General features: G+C 66.9%; 28 protein-coding genes and 1 other RNA gene. 18 read left to right on the top strand and 11 right to left on the bottom strand.

The window, feature by feature from the left end; all coding sequences use genetic code 11:
* Nucleotides 1-68: 68 nt before the first annotated feature.
* Nucleotides 69-392 (bottom strand): DUF1476 domain-containing protein, encoded by a 324-nt coding sequence (locus BLR19_RS08135; protein ID WP_039244540.1) that lies wholly within the window; start codon nt 390-392, stop codon nt 69-71.
* 289 nt (nt 393-681) lie between these two features.
* Here BLR19_RS08135 and purC point away from each other — a divergent pair, with 289 nt between their 5' ends.
* From purC to BLR19_RS08165, 6 genes are all read left to right on the top strand, one after another.
* Nucleotides 682-1440, top strand: coding sequence for a phosphoribosylaminoimidazolesuccinocarboxamide synthase (gene purC / locus BLR19_RS08140; RefSeq protein ID WP_055752965.1), 759 nt, complete (start codon nt 682-684; stop codon nt 1438-1440).
* Nucleotides 1440-1691, top strand: coding sequence for a phosphoribosylformylglycinamidine synthase subunit PurS (gene purS, locus BLR19_RS08145; protein ID WP_091749516.1), 252 nt, complete (start codon nt 1440-1442; stop codon nt 1689-1691). Before purC ends, purS begins: the two co-directional genes overlap by 1 nt.
* Before the next feature lie 96 nt (nt 1692-1787).
* Complete coding sequence (locus BLR19_RS08150) at nt 1788-2267, top strand: YbhB/YbcL family Raf kinase inhibitor-like protein (RefSeq protein ID WP_055752963.1); 480 nt, start codon at nt 1788-1790, stop codon at nt 2265-2267.
* Nucleotides 2268-2327: 60 nt separating this feature from the next.
* Complete coding sequence (locus tag BLR19_RS08155; protein ID WP_091749519.1) at nt 2328-3530, top strand: MFS transporter; 1203 nt, start codon at nt 2328-2330, stop codon at nt 3528-3530.
* A gap of 33 nt (nt 3531-3563) precedes the next feature.
* Nucleotides 3564-4226, top strand: coding sequence for a phosphoribosylformylglycinamidine synthase subunit PurQ (gene purQ, locus BLR19_RS08160; protein WP_017504766.1), 663 nt, complete (start codon nt 3564-3566; stop codon nt 4224-4226).
* 31 nt (nt 4227-4257) lie between these two features.
* Nucleotides 4258-5094, top strand: coding sequence for a hypothetical protein (locus tag BLR19_RS08165; protein WP_255366540.1), 837 nt, complete (start codon nt 4258-4260; stop codon nt 5092-5094).
* A 6-nt stretch (nt 5095-5100) separates the two neighbouring features.
* On the opposite strand, the gene BLR19_RS08170 is transcribed toward BLR19_RS08165, so the two are convergent.
* Together BLR19_RS08170 and BLR19_RS08175 are read right to left on the bottom strand one after the other, a co-directional pair.
* Nucleotides 5101-5301, bottom strand: coding sequence for a hypothetical protein (locus BLR19_RS08170; RefSeq protein WP_091749522.1), 201 nt, complete (start codon nt 5299-5301; stop codon nt 5101-5103).
* Between the two features lie 56 nt (nt 5302-5357).
* Nucleotides 5358-5777, bottom strand: a complete 420-nt coding sequence (locus BLR19_RS08175) for a hypothetical protein (RefSeq protein ID WP_255366541.1) — start codon at nt 5775-5777, stop codon at nt 5358-5360.
* Between the two features lie 75 nt (nt 5778-5852).
* Here BLR19_RS08175 and BLR19_RS08180 point away from each other — a divergent pair, with 75 nt between their 5' ends.
* Nucleotides 5853-6650, top strand: a complete 798-nt coding sequence (locus BLR19_RS08180; protein WP_091749530.1) for a hypothetical protein — start codon at nt 5853-5855, stop codon at nt 6648-6650.
* A 3-nt stretch (nt 6651-6653) separates the two neighbouring features.
* On the opposite strand, the gene BLR19_RS08185 is transcribed toward BLR19_RS08180, so the two are convergent.
* Entirely contained in the window at nt 6654-6899 is a 246-nt protein-coding gene (locus BLR19_RS08185) for a Tat pathway signal protein (RefSeq protein WP_091749532.1), read from the bottom strand.
* Nucleotides 6896-7036: a hypothetical protein gene (locus tag BLR19_RS14825; RefSeq protein WP_153922446.1), complete on the bottom strand. Its 141-nt coding sequence runs from the start codon at nt 7034-7036 to the stop codon at nt 6896-6898. The genes BLR19_RS08185 and BLR19_RS14825 overlap by 4 nt, the downstream gene beginning before the upstream one ends.
* 110 nt (nt 7037-7146) lie before the next feature.
* Between BLR19_RS14825 and purL the strand changes: the two genes are divergently transcribed.
* From purL to BLR19_RS08210, 5 genes are all read left to right on the top strand, one after another.
* Nucleotides 7147-9375 carry a phosphoribosylformylglycinamidine synthase subunit PurL gene (gene purL / locus BLR19_RS08190; RefSeq protein ID WP_091749535.1) on the top strand — a complete coding sequence of 743 codons (2229 nt, stop codon included), beginning with the start codon at nt 7147-7149 and terminating at the stop codon, nt 9373-9375.
* A complete protein-coding gene (locus BLR19_RS08195) occupies nt 9372-9821 on the top strand; it encodes a DUF305 domain-containing protein (RefSeq protein ID WP_176758308.1) in 450 nt (149 codons plus the stop codon). Before purL ends, BLR19_RS08195 begins: the two co-directional genes overlap by 4 nt.
* A 2-nt stretch (nt 9822-9823) precedes the next feature.
* On the top strand, nt 9824-10285 hold the full coding sequence (locus BLR19_RS08200) for a hypothetical protein (RefSeq protein ID WP_091749541.1): 462 nt from the start codon (nt 9824-9826) through the stop codon (nt 10283-10285).
* A 94-nt stretch (nt 10286-10379) separates the two neighbouring features.
* Nucleotides 10380-11783: a cytochrome P450 gene (locus tag BLR19_RS08205; protein ID WP_091750404.1), complete on the top strand. Its 1404-nt coding sequence runs from the start codon at nt 10380-10382 to the stop codon at nt 11781-11783.
* Between the two features lie 73 nt (nt 11784-11856).
* Nucleotides 11857-12948: a glycosyltransferase family 4 protein gene (locus BLR19_RS08210; RefSeq protein ID WP_255366542.1), complete on the top strand. Its 1092-nt coding sequence runs from the start codon at nt 11857-11859 to the stop codon at nt 12946-12948.
* On the opposite strand, the gene BLR19_RS08215 is transcribed toward BLR19_RS08210, so the two are convergent.
* From BLR19_RS08215 to BLR19_RS08235, 5 genes are all read right to left on the bottom strand, one after another.
* Nucleotides 12927-13748 carry a TIGR00282 family metallophosphoesterase gene (locus BLR19_RS08215; RefSeq protein ID WP_055752952.1) on the bottom strand — a complete coding sequence of 274 codons (822 nt, stop codon included), beginning with the start codon at nt 13746-13748 and terminating at the stop codon, nt 12927-12929. The two genes, BLR19_RS08210 and BLR19_RS08215, sit on opposite strands and share 22 nt — an antisense overlap.
* A complete protein-coding gene (locus BLR19_RS08220) occupies nt 13745-14293 on the bottom strand; it encodes a 5-formyltetrahydrofolate cyclo-ligase (protein ID WP_091749544.1) in 549 nt (182 codons plus the stop codon). Before BLR19_RS08220 ends, BLR19_RS08215 begins: the two co-directional genes overlap by 4 nt.
* An 80-nt stretch (nt 14294-14373) precedes the next feature.
* Nucleotides 14374-14534: non-coding RNA, 6S RNA (gene ssrS, locus BLR19_RS08225), on the bottom strand.
* 63 nt (nt 14535-14597) lie between these two features.
* Entirely contained in the window at nt 14598-14921 is a 324-nt protein-coding gene (locus BLR19_RS08230) for a cell division protein ZapA (protein ID WP_055752950.1), read from the bottom strand.
* Nucleotides 14921-15169, bottom strand: a complete 249-nt coding sequence (locus BLR19_RS08235; RefSeq protein ID WP_091749547.1) for a hypothetical protein — start codon at nt 15167-15169, stop codon at nt 14921-14923. Before BLR19_RS08235 ends, BLR19_RS08230 begins: the two co-directional genes overlap by 1 nt.
* 94 nt (nt 15170-15263) lie before the next feature.
* Between BLR19_RS08235 and tkt the strand changes: the two genes are divergently transcribed.
* The 6 genes from tkt (at nt 15264) to BLR19_RS08265 (ending at nt 22207) form a co-directional block, all read left to right on the top strand.
* Entirely contained in the window at nt 15264-17255 is a 1992-nt protein-coding gene (gene tkt, locus BLR19_RS08240) for a transketolase (protein ID WP_091749550.1), read from the top strand.
* A gap of 58 nt (nt 17256-17313) precedes the next feature.
* Nucleotides 17314-18153: an alpha/beta hydrolase gene (locus tag BLR19_RS08245; RefSeq protein ID WP_091749554.1), complete on the top strand. Its 840-nt coding sequence runs from the start codon at nt 17314-17316 to the stop codon at nt 18151-18153.
* A complete protein-coding gene (locus BLR19_RS08250) occupies nt 18150-18554 on the top strand; it encodes a VOC family protein (protein WP_091749557.1) in 405 nt (134 codons plus the stop codon). The genes BLR19_RS08245 and BLR19_RS08250 overlap by 4 nt, the downstream gene beginning before the upstream one ends.
* A gap of 5 nt (nt 18555-18559) precedes the next feature.
* Nucleotides 18560-19756, top strand: a complete 1197-nt coding sequence (gene purT / locus BLR19_RS08255; protein WP_091749560.1) for a formate-dependent phosphoribosylglycinamide formyltransferase — start codon at nt 18560-18562, stop codon at nt 19754-19756.
* A gap of 137 nt (nt 19757-19893) precedes the next feature.
* Nucleotides 19894-21981 carry a carbon starvation CstA family protein gene (locus tag BLR19_RS08260; RefSeq protein WP_091749563.1) on the top strand — a complete coding sequence of 696 codons (2088 nt, stop codon included), beginning with the start codon at nt 19894-19896 and terminating at the stop codon, nt 21979-21981.
* Nucleotides 21965-22207, top strand: coding sequence for a YbdD/YjiX family protein (locus tag BLR19_RS08265; RefSeq protein WP_255366543.1), 243 nt, complete (start codon nt 21965-21967; stop codon nt 22205-22207). The genes BLR19_RS08260 and BLR19_RS08265 overlap by 17 nt, the downstream gene beginning before the upstream one ends.
* Before the next feature lies 1 nt (nt 22208).
* Here BLR19_RS08265 and BLR19_RS08270 read toward each other — a convergent pair whose 3' ends face one another.
* Nucleotides 22209-23480 (bottom strand): S41 family peptidase, encoded by a 1272-nt coding sequence (locus BLR19_RS08270; protein ID WP_255366544.1) that lies wholly within the window; start codon nt 23478-23480, stop codon nt 22209-22211.
* Nucleotides 23481-23494: the final 14 nt, after the last annotated feature.

Here is a 23494-nt window from a genome sequence, read left to right on the forward strand (position 1 = left end):
GAAAGGGCCGCACTTTCCCCCGGGTGCGGCCCTTTCGAATTCTCAGATCAGTCCGAAGACCGAAGCGATTACTCGCCGGCGCGGATCTGCTCGCGGGCTATTGAGGCCAGCTCGTCGATCTTGGAGCGAATCTCGCCCTCCGACACCGACAGGCCCGAGGCCTTGAAGTCGCCGGCGACCTTGCGGAACACGTCCTCGTCTCCCGGCTGCTCGAAATCGGCGCGCACCACGGCGGCGGCGTACTGGTCCGCGCTTTCGCTCGACAGGCCCATCTTTTCCGCAGCCCAAAGGCCCAGCATCCGGTTGCGCCGGGCGATGGCCTTGAACTCCTGCTCCTGATCGAGGGCGTATTTGGCTTCGAAGGCCTTTTCCCGATCGTCGAAGGTCGTCATTTCGCTCAGCAAAGCTCCGTCCACCCCGCTAACGTCGGGGCAAGCGCCGTCTATAGACCGCCCGCCCGCGAACGCAACCTGACTTCCGTCGCATGGACGTCCTGTCCCCAATGATTGCAGCGCCGGCCATCCTCATTTGTATCGAGGGCCGCCTTCGGCTAAGGAGACCCCGAACGAGATTGACTGCCCGAACGATTCCGAAACGCGCCGCCAGGACCGGGTCTTCCCCCTCCACATATGGCCGCGCGATTTTTGTTTCTGGAGGGCGCCCGTAAGCCGGGACCGGACCATGAACAGCAAGCGCAAGAAGATCTACGAAGGCAAGGCCAAGATCCTGTACGAAGGACCCGAGCCCGGCACCCTGATCCAGTACTTCAAGGACGATGCCACAGCCTTCAACGCGCAGAAGAAGGCCGTTCTTGAAGGCAAGGGCGTGGTGAACAACCAGATCAGCGAGTTCATCATGTCGCGCCTGAACGGCATCGGCGTGACCAACCATTTCATCAAGCGTCTGAACCTGCGCGAGCAGCTGATCCGCGAAGTCGAGATCATTCCGCTGGAAGTCGTGTGCCGCAACATCGTCGCCGGCTCGATGAGCCAGCGCCTGGGCATCGAGGAAGGCACGCCCCTGCCCCGCTCGATCATCGAGTTCTATTACAAGAAGGATGAGCTCAACGACCCGATGGTCACCGAAGAGCACATCACCGCCTTCAACTGGGCCTCGACCCAGGAGCTGGACGACATGCTGGCGATGACGGTGCGGGTGAACGACTATCTTTCCGGCATGTTCAGCGCCGTCGGCATCACCCTGGTCGACTTCAAGATCGAGTTCGGCCGGGTGTGGGAAAACGACTTCAGCCGCGTCCTGCTGGCCGACGAGATCAGCCCCGACAGCTGCCGCCTGTGGGACGCCTCGACCGGCGAGAAGCTGGACAAGGACCGTTTCCGCCGCGACCTGGGCAATGTCATTGAAAGCTATACCGAAGTCGCGCGTCGCCTTGGCATCATGAAGGGCATGCCGACGGTGATCCAGGGAGGACTGCACTGATGACCCCAACCGCTTCAAGCAAGGTCAAGGTTCACGTCTTCCTCAAGCCGGGCGTTCTGGACGTTCAGGGCAAGGCCGTCGAAGGCGCATTGCAGGGTCTGGGTTGGTCGGGCGTCTCTAACGCCCGCGTCGGCAAGCTGATCGAGTTCGACCTCGCCGGCGCCGAAGACCCGCAAGGCGAAGCCAAGAAAATGTGCGAGCAGCTGCTCGCCAATACGGTGATTGAAAGCTACCGCATCGAGGCGGCGTAAACTCTGCTGTCTCATTTCCCATGTCGCGGGAAGGAGACGGTTGCATCCTTCGGCATCGACGCCAGTTTAGCAGACGGCTTGATTGACGGAGCGCCCATGACCTTCACCCTCACCTCCACCGACATCCAAGACGGCGGCGTGCTGCCGGACGCCCAGGTGCACGCCAAGGGCAACCAATCGCCCCAACTGTCATGGTCCGGCGCGCCGGAGGGGACCAAGAGCTATGCGATCACCTGCTTTGATCCCGATGCGCCGACCGGCTCGGGCTTCTGGCACTGGACGGTGGCCAATATTCCGGCGGATGTGACCGAGTTGCCGTCCGGCGCCGGTTCGCCGGGCGGGCATCTGCCCCACAGCGCCATCCAGGGCCGCACCGACTATGGTCAGCCCGGTTTCGGCGGCGCCGCCCCGCCCCCCGGCCATGGCCCGCACCGTTACATCTTCACCGTCTTTGCGGTGGATGTCGAAAGCCTGGACGTCACGGCCGACAACTCCGGCGCCGTGTTCGGCTTCAACCTGCATTTCCACACCCTGGCCAAGGCGTCGATCACGGCGACCTACGAAAACAAAGCGTGATCGTTGCGGGGCGGCGTCGCCCTTGTGGCGTCATGAACGCTGATTAGTGTGCAGCGCAACATGACCGACGCCGCCTTCGACACTCCCCTTCCCGTCCGCTCGCGCGGGGCGGTCGCCCTCGTGCTTATCGCCCTGGCCATGGGCGGGTTCGCCATCGGCGTGACCGAGTTCGCGGCCATGAGCATCCTGCCGGACTTCGCCGCCGGGCTTGGCGTCGATGCGCCGACCGCCGGCCATGTCATCAGCGCCTATGCCGCCGGCGTCGTGGTCGGCGCGCCGATCCTGGCCGTGCTAGGCGCGCGCTACCCCCGCTGGCTGCTGCTGATCGCCTTCATGGCCCTGTTCGCCATCGGCAATATGGCCAGCGCCCTGGCCCCGACCTATCACTGGATGCTGGTCTTCCGCTTCCTCAGCGGCCTGCCGCACGGGGCCTATTTCGGCGTGGCGGCCCTGGTCGCGGCCTCGATCGTGCCGCTGCATTTCCGCACCCGCGCGGTGTCGACCATTTTGATGGGACTGACGGTCGGGACCGTTCTGGGCGTGCCCGTCGTCAACATCATCAGCCATGCCCACGGCTGGCGCTGGACCTTCGCCATCGTCGGCGTGCTGGCGGTTCTGACCATGGCCCTGGTCGCCCTGTTCGCGCCGCGCGATCCGGCCCATCCCGACGCCAGCCCGTGGCGCGAGCTGGGCGCCTTAAAGCGCAGCCAGGTCTGGCTGACGCTGGGCGTCGGCGCCATCGGCTTTGGCGGCATGTTCGCGGTCTACGCCTATCTGGCCTCGACGCTTGAGGCGGTGACGGGCGCCAGCCCCGCTGTTCTGCCCTGGGTCTTCGCCGTGTTCGGCGTCGGCATGTTCCTGGGCAATATCCTCGGCGCCTGGGCGGCGGATCACCTGGGGTTCAAGGCGGCCGGCGGCCTGTTGCTATGGAGCGCGGCGGCGTTGGCCCTGTATCCGCTGGCGGCGCCTCACCTGTGGGCCGTGATGGTCGTGGTCTTCCTGATCGGCGGCGGAGGCGGCCTGGGTTCGATCCTCCAGACGCGGCTGATGGACGTCGCCGGCGACGCCCAGACCCTGGCGGCGGCGCTCAATCATTCGGCATTCAACACGGCCAACGCAATCGGCCCGCTGCTGGGCGGGATGGCGATCGCGGCCGGCTATGGCTGGGCCTCGACCGGCTGGGTCGGCATGGCCCTGTCGCTGGGCGGCTTCGTCATCTTCCTCATCGCCTGGCTGACCGATCGGGCGCGCGCGACGGCCTGACAAGGCGAAAGAACCCTGCTAAAGGCCCGCGCCATGAGCGCAGCCGTCATCGTCTTCCCCGGTTCCAACTGTGATCGCGACTGCAAGGTCGCCGTCGAACGCTCCACCGGCGAGCCGGTCTCGATGGTGTGGCACGCCGAGACCGAACTGCCGCAGGGCCTGGACCTGATCGTCATTCCTGGCGGCTTCTCCTACGGCGACTATCTGCGCTGCGGCGCCATGGCGGCCCAGTCGCCGGTGATGCAGGCGGTCAAGAAGGCCGCGGACGACGGCGTCGCCGTGGTCGGCATCTGCAATGGCTTCCAGATCCTGTGCGAGGCCGGAATGCTGCCCGGGGCTCTGCTGCGCAACAAGGGTCTGAAATACGTCTGCAAACCCATCGCATTGACCGTCGCCAACGGCCAGACGCGCTTCACCGCCGGCTATCAGGGCCAGCGCGAAGTGACGATGACCCAAGGCAACGGCGACGGAAACTTCTTCGCCGACGCCGAAACCCTGGCCCGGATCGAGGGCGAGGGGCAGGTGGTCTTCCGCTACGTCGACAACCCCAACGGCTCGGTCAACGACATCGCCGGCATCCAGAACGCGCGCGGCAATGTCCTGGGCATGATGCCCCACCCGGACCGCGCCTTTGAAGCCGAACTCGGCTCCGCCGACGGCGCGACCCTTTTCCAGAGCATCTACGCTGCCGCTTGACGGCAATCGCAAGTTGGTGCGCATTGAGCGTATGCGAAGCCTTCTTTTACTTTCCGCCTATCTCGTGGCGGTCGCCACCACCACCACCCCTGCCTTCGCGCAGGAGATCACGCCTCAGAGTGAAGACTGGACTCTCACTTCTGCCCCTGAACGCAAGGCGGTGCTGGCCACGATCGACTTCACCTCAGGCGTGACGATCGCAGCACGTTGCGTTGATAATGTGTACGACGTGCTGATCACCGGATTGCCTGAGGCCACGAGAGGTTCAACGTCGCGGGAACTCGGGATCCAGGCCGGCGATCAAGAACAGCCCTATACATCCGTGTGGACTGTGGGCACGCAACGCAGCATGGCGTTCAGTCGCCTTCCTGCCGTGGTCGCCCGCGATCTGGCGAAAGGCGGCAAGCTGCAGGTTATTGTGCCTGGAAACAACGGCGGACCGCGCACGCGTTATGTGATGGAGCTTGATCCATCGAGCACTGCTATCGAACAAACCTTGACGGCTTGTGGCCGGCCGATGGTTGATCCGCGCGAAACCCGCGCAGCCGAAGTTGACGGCAATGGTCAAGACGGACTGCCGAATACAGTTCAGTGGCAAACAATGCCACGACCGACCTTCCCAAATCCCGTCAGGGACAGATCTCCGCTTGAGGGATACGTTGTGCTCTCTTGCGTTGTCACCGCCTCGGGCCAGTTGACCGAGTGTCAGCCTGAAAGCGAGCAGCCAGCAGGATATGATTTGTGGAAGGCGGTTGAGCGGTCGTTGCCGCGAGCACGGCTCAAGCTATCGGATGAAGCGTCGGCAGCTGGTTTGACATTGGCTGACCGGATGGTTCGCTTCTCAGTCAACTTCAAGGTTGAGCCCTAGAATCGATCAGACGTCCTTGATTTGAGAGCGGCCGCCGGACAGGTCATTAGCCTGATCGTCTTCCGTTTCTTCATCATCGAACGCCTTTTCGCCGGCTTCGCGCTGGGCGGCCAGTTCGCGCGAGCCCACGCCGAGGCCTTGTTCGATGGCGCGGTTGGCGGCGACCTCGTCTTCGAGCGAGGGCTGAGTATTGTCGATATCGGCCATGATGGGCTCCTAAGTGTGGATTGCATCTGACAACCACACGGTCGCGCCAATTGTTCCTAACGGCCGAAAAACGGCTCCAGACTGGCGCGCGATAGCGGACGGAACACCAGGAACTGACCGTCCACCGTCACCGTGACCTCGTGCGCTTGAGGGCGTTGCAGCAGGGCCGGATCGTCCAGCGACACGGCGCGGCCTGAGGCGATATCGCGCGCATCCAGCGCCGGCGTCGTCGGCCGCCCCTTCTCGTTAGCGAGCGCCGACAGGAAGCCCCGCACCTCATTGGCCTGCTGCTGAGGCGTTAGGGCTGCTCGAACACGTGACCAGGCAGTCTGGACCGAAATGGGCAGCGGCGCTCCGGTCGTCTGCGCGGACGCCTGGCCCGCGACCATTACCAATGCGATCAACAGAGCCGGCAGGGAGGCTTTGAGCGTCATGTCGGGCAGAATGACGCCGACGGCACCCAATGCAAGCTTCACTTTTCTGCCGCTCGCGGTGAACCTTCTGGCGTGGCGAGGCGTAAAGGCGGAAACAAGCGTCGCATTGGAAATCGAATGTCCTCCATCATCCGTCCCACGCCCCGCCAACGCACCCGTCGTCTGGTCGTCCTGGCAGCCGCCCTGTTCGCGATCGTCGTACCTCTGGTGCAGAACTTGGCCGGCCTGGGCCTGAACCAGGCCGAGTTCGCCGCAGACGGCAACAGCACCCTGCGCGTTGCGGGCTACGCCTTCTCGATCTGGGGCCTGATCTATATCGGCATTCTGGCCTATGCGATCCGTCAGGCCCTGCCGCAGACGGGCGAAAGCCCGCTGCTGGGTCGAATGGGTCTGCCGTCCGCCGTCGCCTTCTTCGGCATTGGATTCTGGATCATCGTGGCGGCCCTGAACCTGAAGGCCGCCAGCGTGGGCGTGATTTTCGCCTCGCTGATCGCGCTGTTGCTGCCGATGCTGGCCGTATCCAGCCATATCCGCGCGTTGAGGATGTTCGATCGTGAGCGCATCCTGCTGGTCTGGCCGCTGGCGGCCCTGGCGGGCTGGCTGACGGTGGCTGCGCCGCTGAACCTGATCACGACGGCGACAGCGTTCAACGCTCTTCCCGCCGCCCTGTCGCCTGACCTGTGGGCCATCGTCGCCATCGTAGCCGTGACAGTCATCGCCTTGGCGGTGACGGCGGTGCTGCGCACCCTCGCCTATCCGCTGCCGACGGCTTGGGGTCTTCTGGGCGCGTTCGTCGCCGAACAGGCGGACAAGCCGACCGTCGCCTTCACGGCCCTGGCCGGCGCGATTGTCCTGCTGATCGGCGGCCTGCTGCTGACCTTCCGCCTGCGACCGGGCGTCGAACGCGCTCGCTAAGCCTCAGGGTTTGTCGGTGACCGCGTCGTCCTGAGGCGCCTGGTCATCGGCGCCCACGTCGAAGGCGCCGGCTTCATCGAAGCCGACGCTGCCGACCCCGACGGCCGAACCGGTCAGCCGCTGACGACGGCTGGCCAGAGCCGCTTGCGGCGCCGCGGCGTCCATCTCCGCCGTGGTTTCAGGATCATTGGAACGATCCATCTGCTGGCCCGAGGCCGGGACGATGCGGTCGGTGTGGGGCTTGCTCACGCCTCGTCCTCCTCGGCGTCATCGGCCTGTTTCTGAGCCCGTTCGGCCAGGGCGGAGGCGCCGGCGTCGTCGGCGGCGATCTCGGGCAGGTCGTCATCTTCGGGGGTGGCGGCGGGGTCGATGGGCGTGTCGGTCATGGCGGCTCCTTTGGCTGTCGACGAAATCAACCACCTGCAATGGACGATGTTCCCCGTTCTTGCGCCGCGCGGGCTGACATTCGGCCCATCTGCGGCTAGAAGCGCCGCCCATGAGCGCTCCGCAAAAGACCCCCCAGAAGTCGATGGCTGAACTGGCCTCTGAATACGGCCTGGCCCCCAATGAATATCAGGTCGTCCTCGACCGACTGGGGCGCGAGCCCAACCACGTCGAGCTGGGCGTCTTTTCGGTCATGTGGTCCGAGCACTGCTCCTACAAATCGTCCAAGATCCACCTGGGCAAGTTCCCGACGACCGGCGAGCGCGTCATCTGCGGGCCGGGCGAGAATGCCGGCGTGATCGACATCGACGACGGCGATGCCTGCATCTTCAAGATGGAGAGCCACAACCACCCGTCCTACATCGAACCGTATCAGGGTGCCGCGACGGGCGTGGGCGGCATCATGCGCGACGTCTTCACCATGGGCGCGCGGCCGGTGGCCCTGCTGAACGCCCTGCGCTTCGGCGATCCGTCGCATGAAAAGACCAAACGCTTGGTCAAGGGCGTGGTCTCCGGCATCGGCGGCTATGGCAACTGCGTCGGCGTGCCCACGGTCGCGGGCGAGACCAACTTCCATAAGGGTTACAACGGCAACATCCTGGTCAACGCCATGTGCGTCGGCCTGGCCCGCGCCGACGAAATCTATTATTCGGCCGCGCCGGAGGCGGGCCATGACGTCGTCTATTTCGGGTCCAAGACCGGTCGCGACGGCATCCACGGCGCCACCATGTCCTCGACCGAGTTCGACGACGAGTCGGAGGCCAAACGTCCCACGGTTCAGGTCGGCGACCCCTTCGCCGAAAAACTGCTGATCGAGGCGACGCTGGAGTTGATGGCGTCCGGCGCCGTCGCCGCCATTCAGGACATGGGCGCGGCGGGCCTGACCTCTTCCTCCGTCGAAATGGCGGGCAAGGGCGGCGTCGGCATCGAACTGAACCTCGATAAGGTGCCCCAACGCGAAACCGGCATGACGGCCTATGAGATGATGCTGTCCGAAAGCCAGGAGCGGATGCTGGCGGTGCTGAAGCCCGGCTATGAAGACGTCGGCTATCGCATCTTCCAGAAGTGGGGCCTGGACTTCGCCATCATCGGCGTGACCACCGACACCGGCCACCTGGTGCTGAAGCATCACGGCGAGACCGTCTGCGACGTACCGCTGGCGCCGCTTTTCGACGACGCGCCCCTGTATGACCGCCCGTGGGTCCAGCCGGCGCTTCAGCCCAAGCTGAACCACTCGGACATTCCTGCGCCCGAGAACTGGGCCGATGCGGTGATGAAGGTCGTCGCCTGCCCTGACATGGCCTCCAAGCGCTGGATCTGGGAACAGTACGACCGCCACGTCATGGCCGACACGCTTCAGGACTCCTCGACCGGCGCCGACGCCGGCGTGGTGCGCGTGCATGGCACGGACAAGGGTCTGGCCGTCACATCGGACTGCACCCCCCGCTACGTCCAGAACGACCCCTACGAGGGCGGCAAACAGGCGGTGGCCGAGGCCTGGCGCAACCTGACCGCCGTGGGCAGCCGCCCCATCGCCATCACCGACAACCTGAACTTCGGCAATCCGCAGCGCCCCGAGATCATGGGCCAGATCGTGCGCGCCATCGACGGCATGGCCGAGGCGTGCCGCGAACTGGTCTTCCCGGTCGTGAGCGGAAACGTGTCGCTGTATAACGAGACCAACGGCGTCGCCATTCCGCCGACCCCGACCGTGGGCGCCGTGGGCCTGCTGCCCAACTACGACGTCGTCACCGGCTTCGGCGGCATGGCCGAGGGCGATGCCCTGGTCCTGATCGGCCAGACCCACGGCGAACTGGGCGCCTCCATCTATCTGCGCGAGGTTCTGGGCCGCGAGGACGGCGCCCCGCCGCCCGTCGATCTGAAGCTCGAAAAGAAGACCGGCGATTTCGTGCGCGACCGGATCGAGGCCGGCGAACTGACCGTGGTTCACGACCTCTCGGACGGCGGCCTGATCGGCGCCGCCGCCGATCTGGTGCTGGCCTCCGACGTCGGCGTGACCCTGGACGCCTCCAGCGCGACCCACGCCCACATCTTCCTGTTCGCCGAGGACCAGGCCCGTTACCTGGTCGCCGTGCCGGACGCCGACGCCATCATCGCCAAGGCGCGCGAGGCGGGTCTGCACGCTTCGGTCGTCGGCCATGCGGGCGGCGCCGCCTTCGCCTCCAAGGGCGACAAAGGCGAACTGTTCAGCATCCCTATCGCCCACCTGCGTGAATGGCACGAAGGCTGGATGCCGGGTTGGCTGGGCGACGCCGCATGATCCGCGTTTTGGCGCCGCTCACCCTGCTCGGCCTGCTGAGCGCCTGCGACGGCGGCGGCGATCCGGTGCAACAGGCGCTGCGCGACACCTCCGCCGCCAACCAGGCTGCGGCGGCGCGCACGACCGAACAGATGCAGGCCGCGGGTCATGCCGGTCACGCCATGGGCGGCCCTACCCCCGAAGCCACGTCTGGAGATCGGGCCTTCGCCGCCTCCGAGGCCGAGATGCACCGCAAGATGGCCGCCGCCTCGGGTCAGACGATCGATCAGGCCTATGTCGCCAAGATGATCGCCCACCACGAAGGCGCCGTCGCCATGGCCAAGGTCGCCCTGCGCGACAGCCGCGACCCCGAAATCCGCCGCATGGCCCAGAGCGTCGTCGACACGCAGACGCGCGAGATCGCCGAGATGAAGGCCTGGGTGCCGACCGCCCCTCCGGCGCATTGAGATTGGCCAACGGACCCCATCGCGGCGGCGGAAAGCCAGCAGGGCCCACCCGCACCAAGGCCGCGTCGGCTGGGCGGCTGTCTTCCAAGCCTTCGCAGATCACCAGAGACGAGCTGAAGCATTTCGCCTTTCGTGATCGCTCCAAGGAGGCGTTTCTGGACGAGCTCGACCCCATGCTCCGCGCCTGTTTCAAGAGCGGCTTCACCCGGCCCAACGAGGTCGCCGGCCTGCTGAACAAGGCCGGCAAGAGCACCGCCTGCGGCCAGCCGTGGACGCCTCACCTCGTCTGGGGTCTTCAACGCTTCCTTTTCGAAAGGCGCGAAAAGAAGAGAGCGGCTCAAGCCGCTCCTGCCGCAGCGACGGTGTCGAAACCCGTCGTGTCCAGCCAGCGCGCTAAAGACCTGGCCGCCGAAGATATGACGCGGTTGCTCGCCGCGATCGACAGGGCGCGCCCGCCGCGTTGACGTTGCATTGATCCCGCATGAACGCAGGAGCCGGATCGCGCGTTTCAGGAGCAATGCGCCTGGCTGACCCGGCGACTTGAACAGGGAGCGTCTGATGGACGCGACGACCGCCGACACCATCTTCCGTCCTGCCATACCGCCCCGGCGCGCGGGCAAGCCGCTGTCGCTGCTGCCGTTCCTGTGGATCAGTTGGCGCGATCCGATCCAGATGTGGTCCGAGCGGCATTTCACCGAGCCGCAACTGCATGGATCTTCGGCCTTTGGTGAAATCTTGGTGGTCAGCCATCCCGAGGGCGTGCGGCACGTCCTGACCGAGAATGCCGCCAACTATGTGAAGGGCGATCTGCAACGGCGTGTGCTGGGGCCGATGCTGGCCGAGGGCCTGCTGCTGACCGAGGGCGAGGTCTGGCGTCGCGCCCGACGGATCCTCGCGCCCCTGTTCACCCCCGCCAAGATGGCGACGCTGAACGCCCGGATGGCCGAGGTCTCTCATGCGCGCGTGGCCGCCTGGTCGCTGTCGGCGCGCGGGCGCGTGCTGGATATCGACAGCGAAATGTCTGGCCTGACCTTCGACATTCTGTCGGCGACCATGTTCTCGGACGAGCTGGGCGGCGAGGCGCGCGGTTTCGAGCGGGCGCTGAACCAGTTTCTGGCCAATGGCGCGCGCATCGATCCGCTGGACGTGCTGGGCGCGCCGGACTGGGCCCCGCGCTTGGGCCGGCTGGCCAGTTTCCGCTCGGCCCGCTTTTTCGAGCAGCGCGTCACGAAGCTGGTCGAAGCCCGCCGCGCCCGGATAGAGCGTGGGGTCGAAACAGGCGAGGCGCCGCCCGACGACCTGCTCAGCGCGCTTCTGTTGGCGAAGGATGAGAACGGTGGTCCGGGCCTGACCGACGAAGAGGTCGCAGCCAACATCCTGACCTTCATCCTGGCGGGGCACGAGACGACGGCCCGCGCCCTGGGCTGGACCCTGCATCTGCTGTCGCGCCAGCCGGAGTATCTGGCCCGGCTCCAGGCCGAGGCCGACGCCTTCGACGTCTCCGATCCCAAATGGGCCGAGGCCCTGCCCTGGACCCGCGCCGTGCTGGAGGAGACGATGCGCCTGTTTCCGCCCGCCCCGACCATGGCCCGCAAGGCCCTGGCCGACGACGAGATCGGCGGACAGTCGATCAAGGCCGGCGCCACCGTCATCATCTCCCCGTGGATTCTCCAGCGCCACCAGCTGCTGTGGGACGACCCCGACGCCTTCAAGCCCGAGCGCTTCCTGCCCGAGAACCGCAAGTCCATCGACCGCTACGCCTACATTCCCTTCAGCGCCGGACCCCGCGTCTGCATCGGCGCCGCCTTCGCCCTGCAGGAGGCGATGATCGCCCTGGCGGCCATCCTGCGCGTCGCCGATGTCGAGGCCCTGACCACGGTGGAACCCCGTCCGGTCCACCAGATCACCCTGCGCAGCCGCGACCCCATGCGATTGCGGCTGAGGGCGCGGCGCAGGGGCTGACCGAGCGGCGCCGTCGCCGTTCCGCCACGAACCCTCTATAGGTCGCGCCGTCCTTTCCACCGGATGCCGACCGTTGCGCACCGCCATCCTGCTCCCTCCCGGCTGCCTGTTTTCCGAAGCTCAGCCGAACTCGATGGAGACGGTGGTGCGGACAATGGCGGGCGTCGATCGGGGTGGCGAGACGCGCATCTTCTGTTGTCAGGGCGCGGACGACGGCGTTTCAACGAGCGTGGACGCCCTGCCGGCGGGGCGTTCCCGCATGCGCACCCTGATCGAGCGGCTGCGCGACTTTCAGCCCGATGTGATCGAACATCATCAGCAGGTGAAACAGGCGCTGGCCGTGCAGCGGGCCCTGCCCGAGACGCCGCATCTGCTCTATCGCCACAACGCCCTGCGCCCGCCGCGCCACTCCATCGACCGATGGCGTTATCGGACGCGTTATGAGCGGCTGGACGGCCTGGTCTTCGTCAGCGTGGCGGAGCGGGACGCCTTCGTGCGCACCTTCCCTGATCTGCATGACCGTGCGTTCGCGGTGCCCAACCCCATCGACGCCGGCGCCTGGCTGGCCTCGCCCGAGGATCGACAGCCGGTGATCGCCTTCGCCGGGCGCGCCATGCCCGAAAAGGGCGTCGATGTCCTATGCGCCGCCCTGCCCGCCGTGTTTAACGCCCATCCCGACTGGCGCGCCGTGCTGATGCTGAACGACTGGGACGACCACGCCCGCTGGGCGACCCGGCATGTCGCGCCGCTGGAAAACTATGGCGATCGGGTCGAGGTGCTGAAGTCCGCGCCTTTGGGCGAGGTGCGGCGGCGGATGCAGACGGCCGCCATCGCCCTGACGCCATCCGTCTGGGACGAGCCGTTCGGCCTGACGGCGATCGAGGCCCATGCGGCAGGCGCGGCCCTGATCTCGTCCGGGCGCGGCGGTCTGCGTGAAGCCAGCGGGCCGCACGCCCTCTACGTCGATGCAGTGACGCCGAAGACATTGGCGGCGGCGATGGACCGGCTGATCTCGTCACCCGAGGAACGATTGGCGCTGGCGCGATCCGCCCAGGCCCATGTGCTGGCGACCCATACGCCGCAACGTCGTGCAGCCGAGCTGATGGCCGTCCGCCAGACGGTGATCGACCGTCGCCGGGCGCGTCAGACGACCGGGATCGCCTGAGACAACCGTCCGCCGACCCGGATCGGCTCGACCCGCTTGGCCAGACCCGTCCGGTCGTCCGTCTCAACGAAGACCCCGCATACCGTCGCTGGTCCGGAGGCCGGCATGTAGCGACCGCCAGAAATCCGGGTGGTGAAGCGGCGCAGCGGCTCTTCCTTTTCGTTGCCGATCACGCTGTCATAGTCGCAGCAGCCCCCGGCGTCGGTCTGATAGGCCGTGCCGCCGGGCAGGATCTGGCAGTCGGCGGTGGGAACATGGGTGTGGGTGCCGACCACCAGCGACGCGCGCCCGTCGCAGAAATGGCCCATCGCCATCTTCTCGGACGTGACCTCTGCGTGCATGTCCACGATAACGGCGTCCGCCACCGCGCCCAGCGGCGCCGCCGCCAGTTCGCGCTCCACCGCTCCGAACGGATCGTCCATCGGGTCCATATGCACCCGGCCCAGCACGTTCATGACCAGGACCGTCCGGCCCGAATGGGTCTCGAACAGATTGGCCCCGGCGCCTGGCGCATCCATCAGGCGCGGATAGTTGGCCGGCCGGATCAGGCGCGGCTCGCGCACGATATAGGTCAGGGCCTCGCGTTGGTCCCAGCTGTGGTTGCCCAGCGTCAGGCAGTCGGCGCCCGCCATGAACAGTTCGCGCGCCGTGTTCTCGGTAATGCCGAAGCCGCCCGCGGCGTTCTCCGCATTCACGACCACGAAGTCGAGCTTCAGGTCCCGCTTCAGGCCCGGAAGATGATCGCTGATGCCGTCACGGCCGGACTTGCCGATGACGTCGCCGAAAAATGCCAGTCTCATTTGAAAGCCGTATAGCCGGTCTCGGTCAGAACGCCATGCAGTCGAATGTCGTGAGGCTCCAGCGCCAGCCGTTCGACCCTTTGGCCGGCATAGGCGAAACCGATGCGGATGGTGTCGGGTCGGGCGGCGAACGTCCGGTCGTAATAGCCCCCGCCTTGCCCCAGGCGGCCGCCCTGATCGTCAAAGGCCAGCAGCGGCGTCAGGATCAGGTCCGGCATGACGACCTCGGCCAGCGGCAGCGGCGCGGGGCATCCGGCGGCGTCCATCTCCAGCGGCTCGCAGGGCGACCAGGCGCGGAACTCCATCGGCGCGTCGCGCTGGACCACGACCGGCAGGCACAACCGGCGGCCCGCCGCCTCCAGCGCCGCGGCCAGGGCGTCGGTGTCCAACTCCGACCCCATGGCGCGATAGAGCGCGACGATCTGAGCGGCAGGAAGGGCATCGGCATGGTCCGCCGCCCGGCTGGCGGCCAGCGGATCGGTCTCGGCCAGACGCTTGCGCAAGGCGCGGGCAGCCGATCGAAGTTCGTGCTTGTTCTGGATCATCGAACCGCCCCTACGAACGCGTGCTCATGCAAAGAGCCGCCTCGCGGCGAGCGATAGCACACTCACAAAGAGAGGAAGGTGGCGGCGCCGCGCGAACCGTGAAGAACGTTTAAATCCTCTCGACCTGGGTAGCCAGGTGGGCTCCGTATGCCCAAGCCCTCGAGCCCGGACAGGGACAGATCCCTATGAGTGAATTAAGGTCAGAAGGATATGTTGTCTTCGACGTGAGCCGCAGCAAGACCCGCCGTCGATCAAGATAGGCCTTCGCCGGCCCCGACGCCAGCATCCGCAGCGGAATAATCGACTACAGGTTTTGGGCGATCTTTTCGATCCGCGCGGCGACGGCGTTCAGCGCCTCGGCGACCCCGTCCGTCGAGGCCGGAGCCGGGGCTGTCGCTGACGAAGGCCCCGCCTTGCCGGCGTTCAGCCGCGCCTCATGCAGTTCGTCGGCCAGGATCAGCGCGGACATCAGAAACAGCCGCAGATCGCCGACATGGCCCACGTCGCCTGCGACCTGGCGCACCTGGTTGTCGAACTGTTTGGCCAGGATGCGGACCCGCTCTTCCTGCCCGTCGGCGCAGCCTACCGCATAGGGGCGTCCGTTGACCTCGACCGTCACCGTCGCCATCAGCCGGCCTCGCTTTCGGCCAGGGCCTCGCGCACGGCATGGGCGGCGCGGCCCAGCGCCTCGGACGCCTCGCGCCCGGCGGCCTCCAGTTCGGCGACGCGCTGGCTATCCGCACGCGGCGCGAACAGATCGTCGTCCGCGATCGCGGGCGCCGAGGCGGGCCGCGCCTTCAGCTCCAGGATCTTGCGTTCCAGTTCGGCCAGGGCGCGGTCGATACGCGCCCGTGCGGCCGTGGTGGCGTCTGCCATCGGTCGCTCCTTTAGATTCCGTATAGAAGCCGAGGACGCGCCGGGGTAAAGGGGCGCGCCCCCTTTTTCCGCCTTCCCAACAGAGGTCTCCACAGTGACCGACGCCAAAACCGCACCAAAGGCCACGCCCGAGCAGATGGCGAACGCCATCCGCGTCCTCGCCATGGACGGCGTCGAGAAGGCCAAGTCGGGCCACCCCGGCATGCCCATGGGCATGGCCGACGTCGCCACGGTGCTGTTTTCCCGGTTCCTGAAGTTCGACGCCTCGCGCCCCGACTGGGCCGACCGCGACCGCTTCATCCTGTCGGCCGGCCACGGCTCGATGTTGATCTACGCCCTGCTGCACCTGACCGGCTACAAGGGCGCGACGAAGGAAGAACTGTCCAACTTCCGTCAGTGGGGCTCCAAGACCGCAGGCCACCCCGAATACGGCCATATGCCGGGCGTCGAGGTCACCACCGGACCGCTGGGCCAGGGCCTGGCCACCTCGGTCGGTTTCGCCATGGCCGAGCGCCATCTGGCGGCGAAGTATGGCGATGATCTGGTCGATCACCGCACCTGGGTCATCGCCGGCGACGGTTGCCTGATGGAAGGCGTGTCGCAGGAAGCGATCGCGCTTGCCGGCCGCTACAAGCTGAACAAGCTGCACGTCCTGTGGGACGACAACGAGATCACCATCGACGGCAAGGTCTCCCTGTCGGACACCACCGACCAGAAGGCTCGCTTCAAGGCCGCCGGTTGGGCGGTCAAGGCCATCGACGGCCACGACATGAGCGCCATCAAGGGCGCGATGAAGTGGGCCATGCGTCAGGACAAGCCCACCCTGATCGCCTGCAAGACCAAGATCGGCAAGGGCGCCGCCACGATGGAAGGCAGCCACAAGACCCACGGCGCGGCCCTGGGCGCCGCCGAAATCGCCGCCACGCGCCTCGGCCTGGCCTGGGATCACGATCCCTTCGAAATGCCTCAGACCATCGCCGACGCCTGGCACAAGGTCGGCCGTCGCGGCGCCAAGGACCGCAAGAAGTGGGAGGCCCGCCTCGCCGCCTCGGCCCAGGCCGCCGACTTCACCCGCGCCATGAAGGGCGACCTGCCCGAGGCCGCCTTCGACGCCCTGAACGCCAAGATCGCCGAACTGGTCGAGACCCAGCCGGCCCAGGCGACGCGCCAGTCGTCGGGCGCGGCGCTCGACGAACTGTTCGCCGCCATCCCCGAACTGGTCGGCGGCTCGGCCGACCTGACCGGCTCGAACAACACCTTCGTCAAGGGCACGCCGATCCTGGACGCGCCGACCTATGAAGGTCGCTACGTCAACTGGGGCATCCGCGAGTTCGGCATGGCCGCGGCCATGAACGGCCTGGCCCTGCACGGCGGGGTCATCCCCTACGGCGGCACCTTCATGGTGTTTTCGGACTACAGCCGCCCGGCCATCCGCCTGGGCGCCCTGATGGGCGTGCGCGCCATCCACGTCCTGACCCACGATTCGATCGGCCTGGGCGAAGACGGCCCGACGCACCAGCCGGTCGAACACCTGGCGGCGCTGCGCGCCATTCCGAACCTGTTGGTCTTCCGCCCCGCCGACACCATCGAGGCGATGGAGTGCTGGCAGATCGCCCTGCAGACCAAGACCGCGCCGTCGGCCCTGGCTCTGTCGCGCCAGAAGACCCCGGCCGTCCGCACCGTCGCCTCGACCGAAAACCTGTCGGCGAAGGGCGCCTATGAGATCAAGGCCGCGAACGGCGAAGCCAAGGCCACCCTGTTCGGCACAGGCACCGAACTGGCCCTGGCGCTGAAGGCCGCCGAGACGCTGGAAGCCGAGGGCGTGGCGACCCGCGTCGTCTCGGTCCCCTCGTTCGAGTTGTTCGAACAGCAGGACGCCGCCTATCAGGCCTCGGTCATCGGCCGCGGCACGGTCCGCGTCGCCGTGGAAGCCGCGATCAAGCAAGGCTGGGAACGCTTCATCGGCGAAGACGGCGCCTTCGTCGGCATGACCGGCTTCGGCGCCTCCGCCCCGGCCGAGGTTCTGTACGAGAAATTCGGCATCACCTCGGACGCCATCGTCGCTGCGGTCAAGGCGCGGCTTTAAGCCTCAGATCCTCCCCCGTTTCGCTGCGCTTCACGGGGGAGGATTTCAGGAGCCTCCGATGAAACGCCTCACACTCGGTCTTCTTCTGGCCCTCGGGGCGGCACCGACCCTCGCCCAGACCGTTCCCCAGACGCCCGCCATCGCCGAAACCCCCATCGTCATCGGCCGGTCTTACGCCCTGCCCTCCGCGATCATGGGCGCGACGCGTGAGATCAACGTCTGGCTGCCGCCCGGTTATGCCGACAGCGGCAAGACCTATCCCGTCCTTTATGTCCTCGACGGCGGTCAGGATCAGGACTTCCACCACATCTCCGGCCTCGCCCAGTTGGGAACCGTCGTCGGCACGACCCGCGACGTCATCGTGGTCGGGATCGCCTCGGTGGATCGCCGCGACGAACTGGCCCTGCCGACCACAGATCCCGAGTTGATCGCCCGCTATCCGACACAGGGCCATTCGGACCGTTTCCGCCGTTTCGTGGCCGAAGAGGTCCTGCCCTTTATCCAGACCCGCTTCCGCACCAGCGGCGAAACCGCCCTCGTGGGCGAATCGCTCGCCGGCCTTTTCGTGGTCGAGACCTTCCTGAAGGAGCCCCAGTTGTTTGACGCCTATGTCGCCGTCAGCCCCAGCCTGTGGTGGGACGGGGGCGAACTGGCGCGTCAATCCGGCGCCCATTTGCGCGACCAGTCGAACGACCCGCGCACCCTGATCCTGACCCTGGGCGACGAAGGCCCCGAAATGCAGGCGCCGATGGACGTCCTGACGGCCAATCTGCGCGACCACGCCCTGCCCGGCCTGAGCTGGAGCTTCACGCCCCGCCCAACCGAGAGCCACGCCACCATCTATCACGGCGCGGCCCTGGACGCCTTCCGCCAGCTCTTTGCGGAGCCTGCGAAATGAGTCGGCCCACGCACCGGCTTGGCGCGATCAGCCTGCTTGTCCACGACTATGATGCGGCCATCGCCTTCTATGTCGGAAAGCTGGGTTTCGATCTCAGCGAGGATACCGACATGGGCGGCGGCAAACGCTGGGTGCGCGTCACCCCCAAAGGCGGCGAGACCAGCCTGTTGCTGGCGCGCGCCACGACCGACGCCCAAAAGGCCCAGGTCGGAAGCCAGGCTGGCGGCCGGGTCTGGCTGTTTCTGGAGACCGACGACCTGATGCGCGACCACGACGCCTGGCTTGCCGCCGGCGTCCACTTCCGCGAAACCCCGCGGCATGAGACCTATGGCAAGGTGGTGGTCTTTGAAGACCTCTACGGCAACGCCTGGGACCTGATCGAACCCGCTACCGGAGCCTGACGCCCATGAAACTCGGCACCCCGCTTTCCGACACCGCCGTGCGCGTCATGCTGCTGGGCTCGGGCGAACTGGGCAAGGAGGTCGCCATCGAGCTTCAGCGGCTCGGCGTCGAGGTCATCGCCGTCGATCGTTATCCCAACGCCCCGGCAATGCAGGTGGCGCACCGCAGCCACGTCATCCCCATGACCGACGCCCAGGTGCTGAACGGCGTCATCCTGGCCGAGGCCCCGCACTTCATCGTGCCCGAGATCGAGGCCATCGCCACCGAGGTCCTGGCCGATATCGAGGCCGCCGGCATGGCGACGGTGATCCCGACTGCTCGCGCGGTGCAACTGACGATGAACCGGGAGGGTATTCGTAAACTGGCCGCCGAAGAGCTGGGCCTGCCCACCAGCCCCTATGCCTTCGCCGGCTCGGCCGAGGAACTGGCGGCGGGCGCGCAGGCCGTTGGCTATCCAAACTTCGTCAAGCCGGTCATGTCCTCGTCGGGCAAAGGGCAATCCTTTGTCGAAAGCGCCGATGAAATCGCCGACGCCTGGACCTACGCCCAGGACAGCGGCCGCGTCGCCAGCGCCCGCGTCATCGTCGAGGGCCGGATCGACTTCGACTTCGAGATCACCCTGCTGACCGTCCGTTCGCGCGACGCCGACGGCTCGACCCGCACGGATTTCTGCGCGCCCATCGGCCACCGCCAGGTCAAGGGCGACTATGTCGAAAGCTGGCAGCCGCAAGCCATGACGCCCGCTGCGCTGGCCGCCTCTCAGGACATCGCCGCCAAGGTCACAGAGGCCCTGGGCGGTTACGGCGTCTTCGGCGTCGAACTGTTCGTCAAGGGCGACCAGGTCTGGTTCTCCGAGGTCTCGCCCCGCCCGCACGACACCGGTCTGGTCACCCTGGCCAGCCAGACCATGAGCGAGTTCGCGCTGCACGCCCGCGCCATCCTGGGTCTGCCCGTCGACGTGACCCAGCGCGAGCCCGCCGCCAGCGCCGTCATCTACGGCGGTCTGGACGCGCAAGGCATCGCCTTCGAGGGCGTGGCGGAGGCCCTGTCGGTCCCGACCGCCGACCTGCGTCTGTTCGGAAAGCCCGAGGCCTTCGAACGCCGCCGCATGGGCGTCGCTGTCGCCCGCGGCGCCGACGTCGAACAGGCCCGCGACCGCGCGCGCGAAGCCGCAGGCTGTGTGAAGGTCGTTCGGAACTGACCTTCGGCCCCTCCCCGCTCCGCAGGGAGGAGACTTCTGATCCCTCATTTCTACGACTTTAGTCGATTGGCCTTGTCCCGGATTGTGGTGCAAACCAAGCGCGAGGGTCGCAGTCAGCCGGCCGGGAGGGATCTGTCGTGGGCAAACTCAGCACACCCATAATCTTCGGCGCCATCGCCATCCTGGGGGCGGTGTCCCTCGGCGTCATAGCCCTGCATCAGGGCGAGAGCATCAGCGGGGTCTGGATGGTGGTCGCCGCCGTCTGCACCTATGCGATCGCCTATCGGTTCTACAGCCGCTACCTGGCCAACAAGGTCATGCAGCTGAACCCCGCGCGCCTGACCCCGGCCATGCGGCGCAACGACGGGCTGGACTATGTGCCGACGCCCAAGAACGTGCTGTTCGGCCACCACTTCGCCGCCATTGCGGGCGCAGGCCCGCTGGTCGGGCCGGTGCTGGCCGCCCAGATGGGCTATCTGCCGGGCGTCCTGTGGATTCTGGTCGGCGCCGTGCTGGCCGGGGCGGTGCAGGATATGATGGTCCTGTTCATGTCCACGCGTCGCGACGGCAAGTCGCTGGGCGACATGATCCGCACCGAAATGGGCAACATCCCCGGCATCATCGCCCAGGTCGGCGTCCTGATGATCATGGTCATCATCCTGGCGGTTCTGGCCCTGGTGGTGGTCAAGGCCCTGGCCGAAAGCCCGTGGGGCACGTTCACGGTCGCCGCCACCATCCCCATCGCCATCTTCATGGGCCTTTACACCCGATTCCTGCGGCCCGGCCGGGTGGGCGAGGTGTCGGTGATCGGCGTCGTCCTGCTGATCCTGGCCATCATCGGCGGCGGCCATATCGCGGCGGATCCGTTTTGGGGGCCGGCCTTCACCCTGACCGGTCCGACCCTGGCCATTCTGATGATGGTCTATGGCTTCATCGCCTCGGTCATTCCGGTGTGGCTGCTTCTGGCGCCGCGCGACTATCTGTCGACCTTCTTGAAGATCGGCGCGATCGTGGCCCTGGCCGTCGGCATCCTGATCGTGCGTCCGCACCTGCAGATGCCGGCTATCACCCCCTTCATCGACGGCACCGGGCCGGTCTTCGCCGGCGCCCTGTTCCCCTTCCTGTTCATCACCATCGCCTGCGGCGCCGTGTCGGGCTTCCACGCCCTGATCTCGTCGGGCACCACGCCCAAGCTGCTGGAGAACGAAGCCCAGATCCCGATGATCGGCTACGGCGCCATGCTGTGCGAAAGCTTCGTCGCCGTCATGGCCCTGATCGCCGCCACGGTTCTGGACCCGGCCGTCTATTTCGCCATGAACAGCCCGGTCGCCGTCATCGGCAAGGATGCAGCCTCCGCCGCCGCCGCCGTGGCCCAGTGGGGCTTTCACATCACGCCCGGAGAGCTTGAACAGCTGGCGCGCGACGTGGGCGAACACTCCATCCTGTCGCGCGCGGGCGGCGCCCCGACCCTGGCGGTCGGCATGGCGCACATCCTGTCCGGCGTGATCGGCGGCAAGGCCATGATGGCCTTCTGGTATCACTTCGCGATCCTGTTCGAGGCCCTGTTCATCCTGACCACCGTCGACGCCGGCACTCGGGTCTGCCGCTTCATGATCCAGGATCTGCTGGGCGTCGCCGTGCCTAAGATGCGCGAGACCAAGTCGTGGGGCGCCAACGTCGTCGCCACGGCCCTGACGGTCGGTCTGTGGGGCTATTTCCTTTATACCGGCGTGGTCGATCCGCTGGGCGGCATCAACAGCCTGTGGCCCCTGTTCGGCATCGCCAACCAGATGCTGGCCGCCGTCGCCCTGATCTTGGGGACCGTCGTCCTGTTCAAGATGAAGCGCGAGAAATTCGCCTGGGTCATGATCGTTCCCGCGACCTGGCTGCTGATCTGCACTCTGACGGCGGGCTTCCAGAAGCTGTTCCACCCGGACGTCCGGATCGGCTTCCTGTCCCACGCCCGGAAGTATCAGGAGGCGCTGGGCGCCGGCGAATTGATCGCCCCGGCCAAGAGCATCGGCGACATGCACCGCATCGTGGTCAACGACTACGTCAACTCGACCCTGACGGCGGGCTTCCTGTTCGTGGTCGTCACCATGGTCGTCTATGGCGTGCTGGCGTGCCGCAAGGCCTATGCGAACAACCGCCCGACGGTGCGCGAATATCCGGAAAGCCACCAGTTCACGGCGGCCGACGAGGCTGCGGATGCGGCCCGTGCCTAACCCGTCGCAAGACGACCTGCTGTGCCTGTGCCGCGACGCCGCCCTGCGGTGGGGTCGCGGCGTCCGGCGCACGGCCGGCGCCATGATCGGTCAGCCGGATTATCAGGCCTATGTCGATCACGCGGCGGCGACCCATCCCGACCAGCCGCCGCTGGACAAGACCGCCTTCTTCCGCCTGCACGAGCAGCGCCGCTTTGGCGGCGCCGGCGGGTTCAAATGCTGCTGATCTAGAGGCCGCTGGCGGGGGTGTCGGCCCTGGCGCGATCCTCGGCCTGAAGGGCGGCGATCGCCGTCTCCAGTGTCGGATCGTCGCCCGCGCGGCGTTGGGCCACGGTGCGAGGCGCGGCGATGTCGGGCGTGACCCCCCGCTTCTCCAGCCGAATCCCCCCCGAAGTCACGAAGTCCGCTCGGCTGAGCATCAGCCGCCCGCCGTCCGGCAGATTGGTCTCCTGAGCGATCAGCACCGATCCGCCGGTCTTCTCGCCCACCACGATGCCACGCCGCGCCTCCTGCAAGGCGGCCGGCGTCAGTTCGGCGGCGCTGCGGCTGCCTTGATCCACCAGAACCGCCACATCATTGGCCAGGGGATCGCGCCGATCGCCGCAGTCGCCAGCCGCCCTCAGCACCACCGGCCGACCGCTGCGTCCCGTCCGCGTCGCCCAGACCTGATCGCGCGGCAGGAAACAGGTCAGGACCGATTCCGCCTCCATCAGCCGCCCACCGGGATTGCCGCGCAGGTCCAACACCACGTCCACATCCGGCGGCAGGCCTTCCAACTCGCTGCCCATCCAGGCGCCCAGGCCTTTGTCGAATTGCTCGACCCGCAGCACCAGCACCCCCGGCCGCGACTTGTCGGCGGTGAATGGTTCGATGGCCTCCATCACCCGCGGCGTCAGGGCAATCTCGCGCCTCTGCCCCGCATCGTCGGTCAGGACCAGTTGCACCGGAACCCCGTCATAGGTCTCGACATCCGGTCCCCAGGGCTTCCCGTCGACCGAATTCAGGGCCCAGCCCATCTGCACCCCCGCCGCCTCGGCCGGTGAGCCGGGCCGGACACGCTCGACGGTCCAGTCGTCCGGCGTCTCGCCCCGCATCAGGGTCAGGCCCATCACGGCGCGCCGGGCGAACTGCGCCTCCTGACGCCGCACCGCCGCCGGCGGACTGGCCGCCGCATGACCGTCGTCCAGCAGATCCAGCATCGCATTGATGACGCGGTACAGCCCGCGCTCATCGCGCGCCGCCAGGGCCTGGGGCCGGAACGTCGCCCGCGCGGCGTTCCAATCCACGCCGTGCAGGGTCGGATCGTAATAGCCCCGCCGCACCTCGCTCCACACCCGATCGAACACCCGCTGGTTCAGCCTCACGCGGTCACGCGAGGACGCTGCGGCGACCACCGGATCGACAACCGGCGAATCGACCGGTTGGGCCACGGCCGGACCGCTCAACGGCAGGCCGAGCAACATGAGGCTGAAAAGCCGGGCAGAAACGCTCAGACGCATGAGCTCCATCTGAC

It is taken from the genome of Brevundimonas sp. 374 (assembly GCF_900102995.1).
GTDB lineage: Bacteria > Pseudomonadota > Alphaproteobacteria > Caulobacterales > Caulobacteraceae > Brevundimonas > Brevundimonas vesicularis_C.

What these genes read in the sequence shown, in the direction of transcription:
- purC (WP_055752965.1), top strand. Translation starts at nt 682, where the DNA reads ATGAACAGCAAGCGCAAGAAGATCTACGAAGGCAAGGCCAAGATCCTG.
- purS (WP_091749516.1), top strand. Translation starts at nt 1,440, where the DNA reads ATGACCCCAACCGCTTCAAGCAAGGTCAAGGTTCACGTCTTCCTCAAG.
- purL (WP_091749535.1), top strand. Translation starts at nt 7,147, where the DNA reads ATGAGCGCTCCGCAAAAGACCCCCCAGAAGTCGATGGCTGAACTGGCC.
- BLR19_RS08150 (WP_055752963.1), top strand. Translation starts at nt 1,788, where the DNA reads ATGACCTTCACCCTCACCTCCACCGACATCCAAGACGGCGGCGTGCTG.
- BLR19_RS08250 (WP_091749557.1), top strand. Translation starts at nt 18,150, where the DNA reads ATGAGTCGGCCCACGCACCGGCTTGGCGCGATCAGCCTGCTTGTCCAC.
- BLR19_RS08165 (WP_255366540.1), top strand. Translation starts at nt 4,258, where the DNA reads ATGCGAAGCCTTCTTTTACTTTCCGCCTATCTCGTGGCGGTCGCCACC.
- BLR19_RS08215 (WP_055752952.1), bottom strand. Translation starts at nt 13,748, where the DNA reads ATGAGACTGGCATTTTTCGGCGACGTCATCGGCAAGTCCGGCCGTGAC.
- purT (WP_091749560.1), top strand. Translation starts at nt 18,560, where the DNA reads ATGAAACTCGGCACCCCGCTTTCCGACACCGCCGTGCGCGTCATGCTG.
- BLR19_RS08135 (WP_039244540.1), bottom strand. Translation starts at nt 392, where the DNA reads ATGACGACCTTCGACGATCGGGAAAAGGCCTTCGAAGCCAAATACGCC.
- BLR19_RS08245 (WP_091749554.1), top strand. Translation starts at nt 17,314, where the DNA reads ATGAAACGCCTCACACTCGGTCTTCTTCTGGCCCTCGGGGCGGCACCG.
- BLR19_RS08170 (WP_091749522.1), bottom strand. Translation starts at nt 5,301, where the DNA reads ATGGCCGATATCGACAATACTCAGCCCTCGCTCGAAGACGAGGTCGCC.
- BLR19_RS08155 (WP_091749519.1), top strand. Translation starts at nt 2,328, where the DNA reads ATGACCGACGCCGCCTTCGACACTCCCCTTCCCGTCCGCTCGCGCGGG.
- BLR19_RS08230 (WP_055752950.1), bottom strand. Translation starts at nt 14,921, where the DNA reads ATGGCGACGGTGACGGTCGAGGTCAACGGACGCCCCTATGCGGTAGGC.
- BLR19_RS08270 (WP_255366544.1), bottom strand. Translation starts at nt 23,480, where the DNA reads ATGCGTCTGAGCGTTTCTGCCCGGCTTTTCAGCCTCATGTTGCTCGGC.
- BLR19_RS08205 (WP_091750404.1), top strand. Translation starts at nt 10,380, where the DNA reads ATGGACGCGACGACCGCCGACACCATCTTCCGTCCTGCCATACCGCCC.
- BLR19_RS08235 (WP_091749547.1), bottom strand. Translation starts at nt 15,169, where the DNA reads ATGGCAGACGCCACCACGGCCGCACGGGCGCGTATCGACCGCGCCCTG.
- BLR19_RS08195 (WP_176758308.1), top strand. Translation starts at nt 9,372, where the DNA reads ATGATCCGCGTTTTGGCGCCGCTCACCCTGCTCGGCCTGCTGAGCGCC.
- BLR19_RS08265 (WP_255366543.1), top strand. Translation starts at nt 21,965, where the DNA reads ATGCGGCCCGTGCCTAACCCGTCGCAAGACGACCTGCTGTGCCTGTGC.
- BLR19_RS08220 (WP_091749544.1), bottom strand. Translation starts at nt 14,293, where the DNA reads ATGATCCAGAACAAGCACGAACTTCGATCGGCTGCCCGCGCCTTGCGC.
- BLR19_RS08180 (WP_091749530.1), top strand. Translation starts at nt 5,853, where the DNA reads ATGTCCTCCATCATCCGTCCCACGCCCCGCCAACGCACCCGTCGTCTG.
- purQ (WP_017504766.1), top strand. Translation starts at nt 3,564, where the DNA reads ATGAGCGCAGCCGTCATCGTCTTCCCCGGTTCCAACTGTGATCGCGAC.
- BLR19_RS14825 (WP_153922446.1), bottom strand. Translation starts at nt 7,036, where the DNA reads ATGACCGACACGCCCATCGACCCCGCCGCCACCCCCGAAGATGACGAC.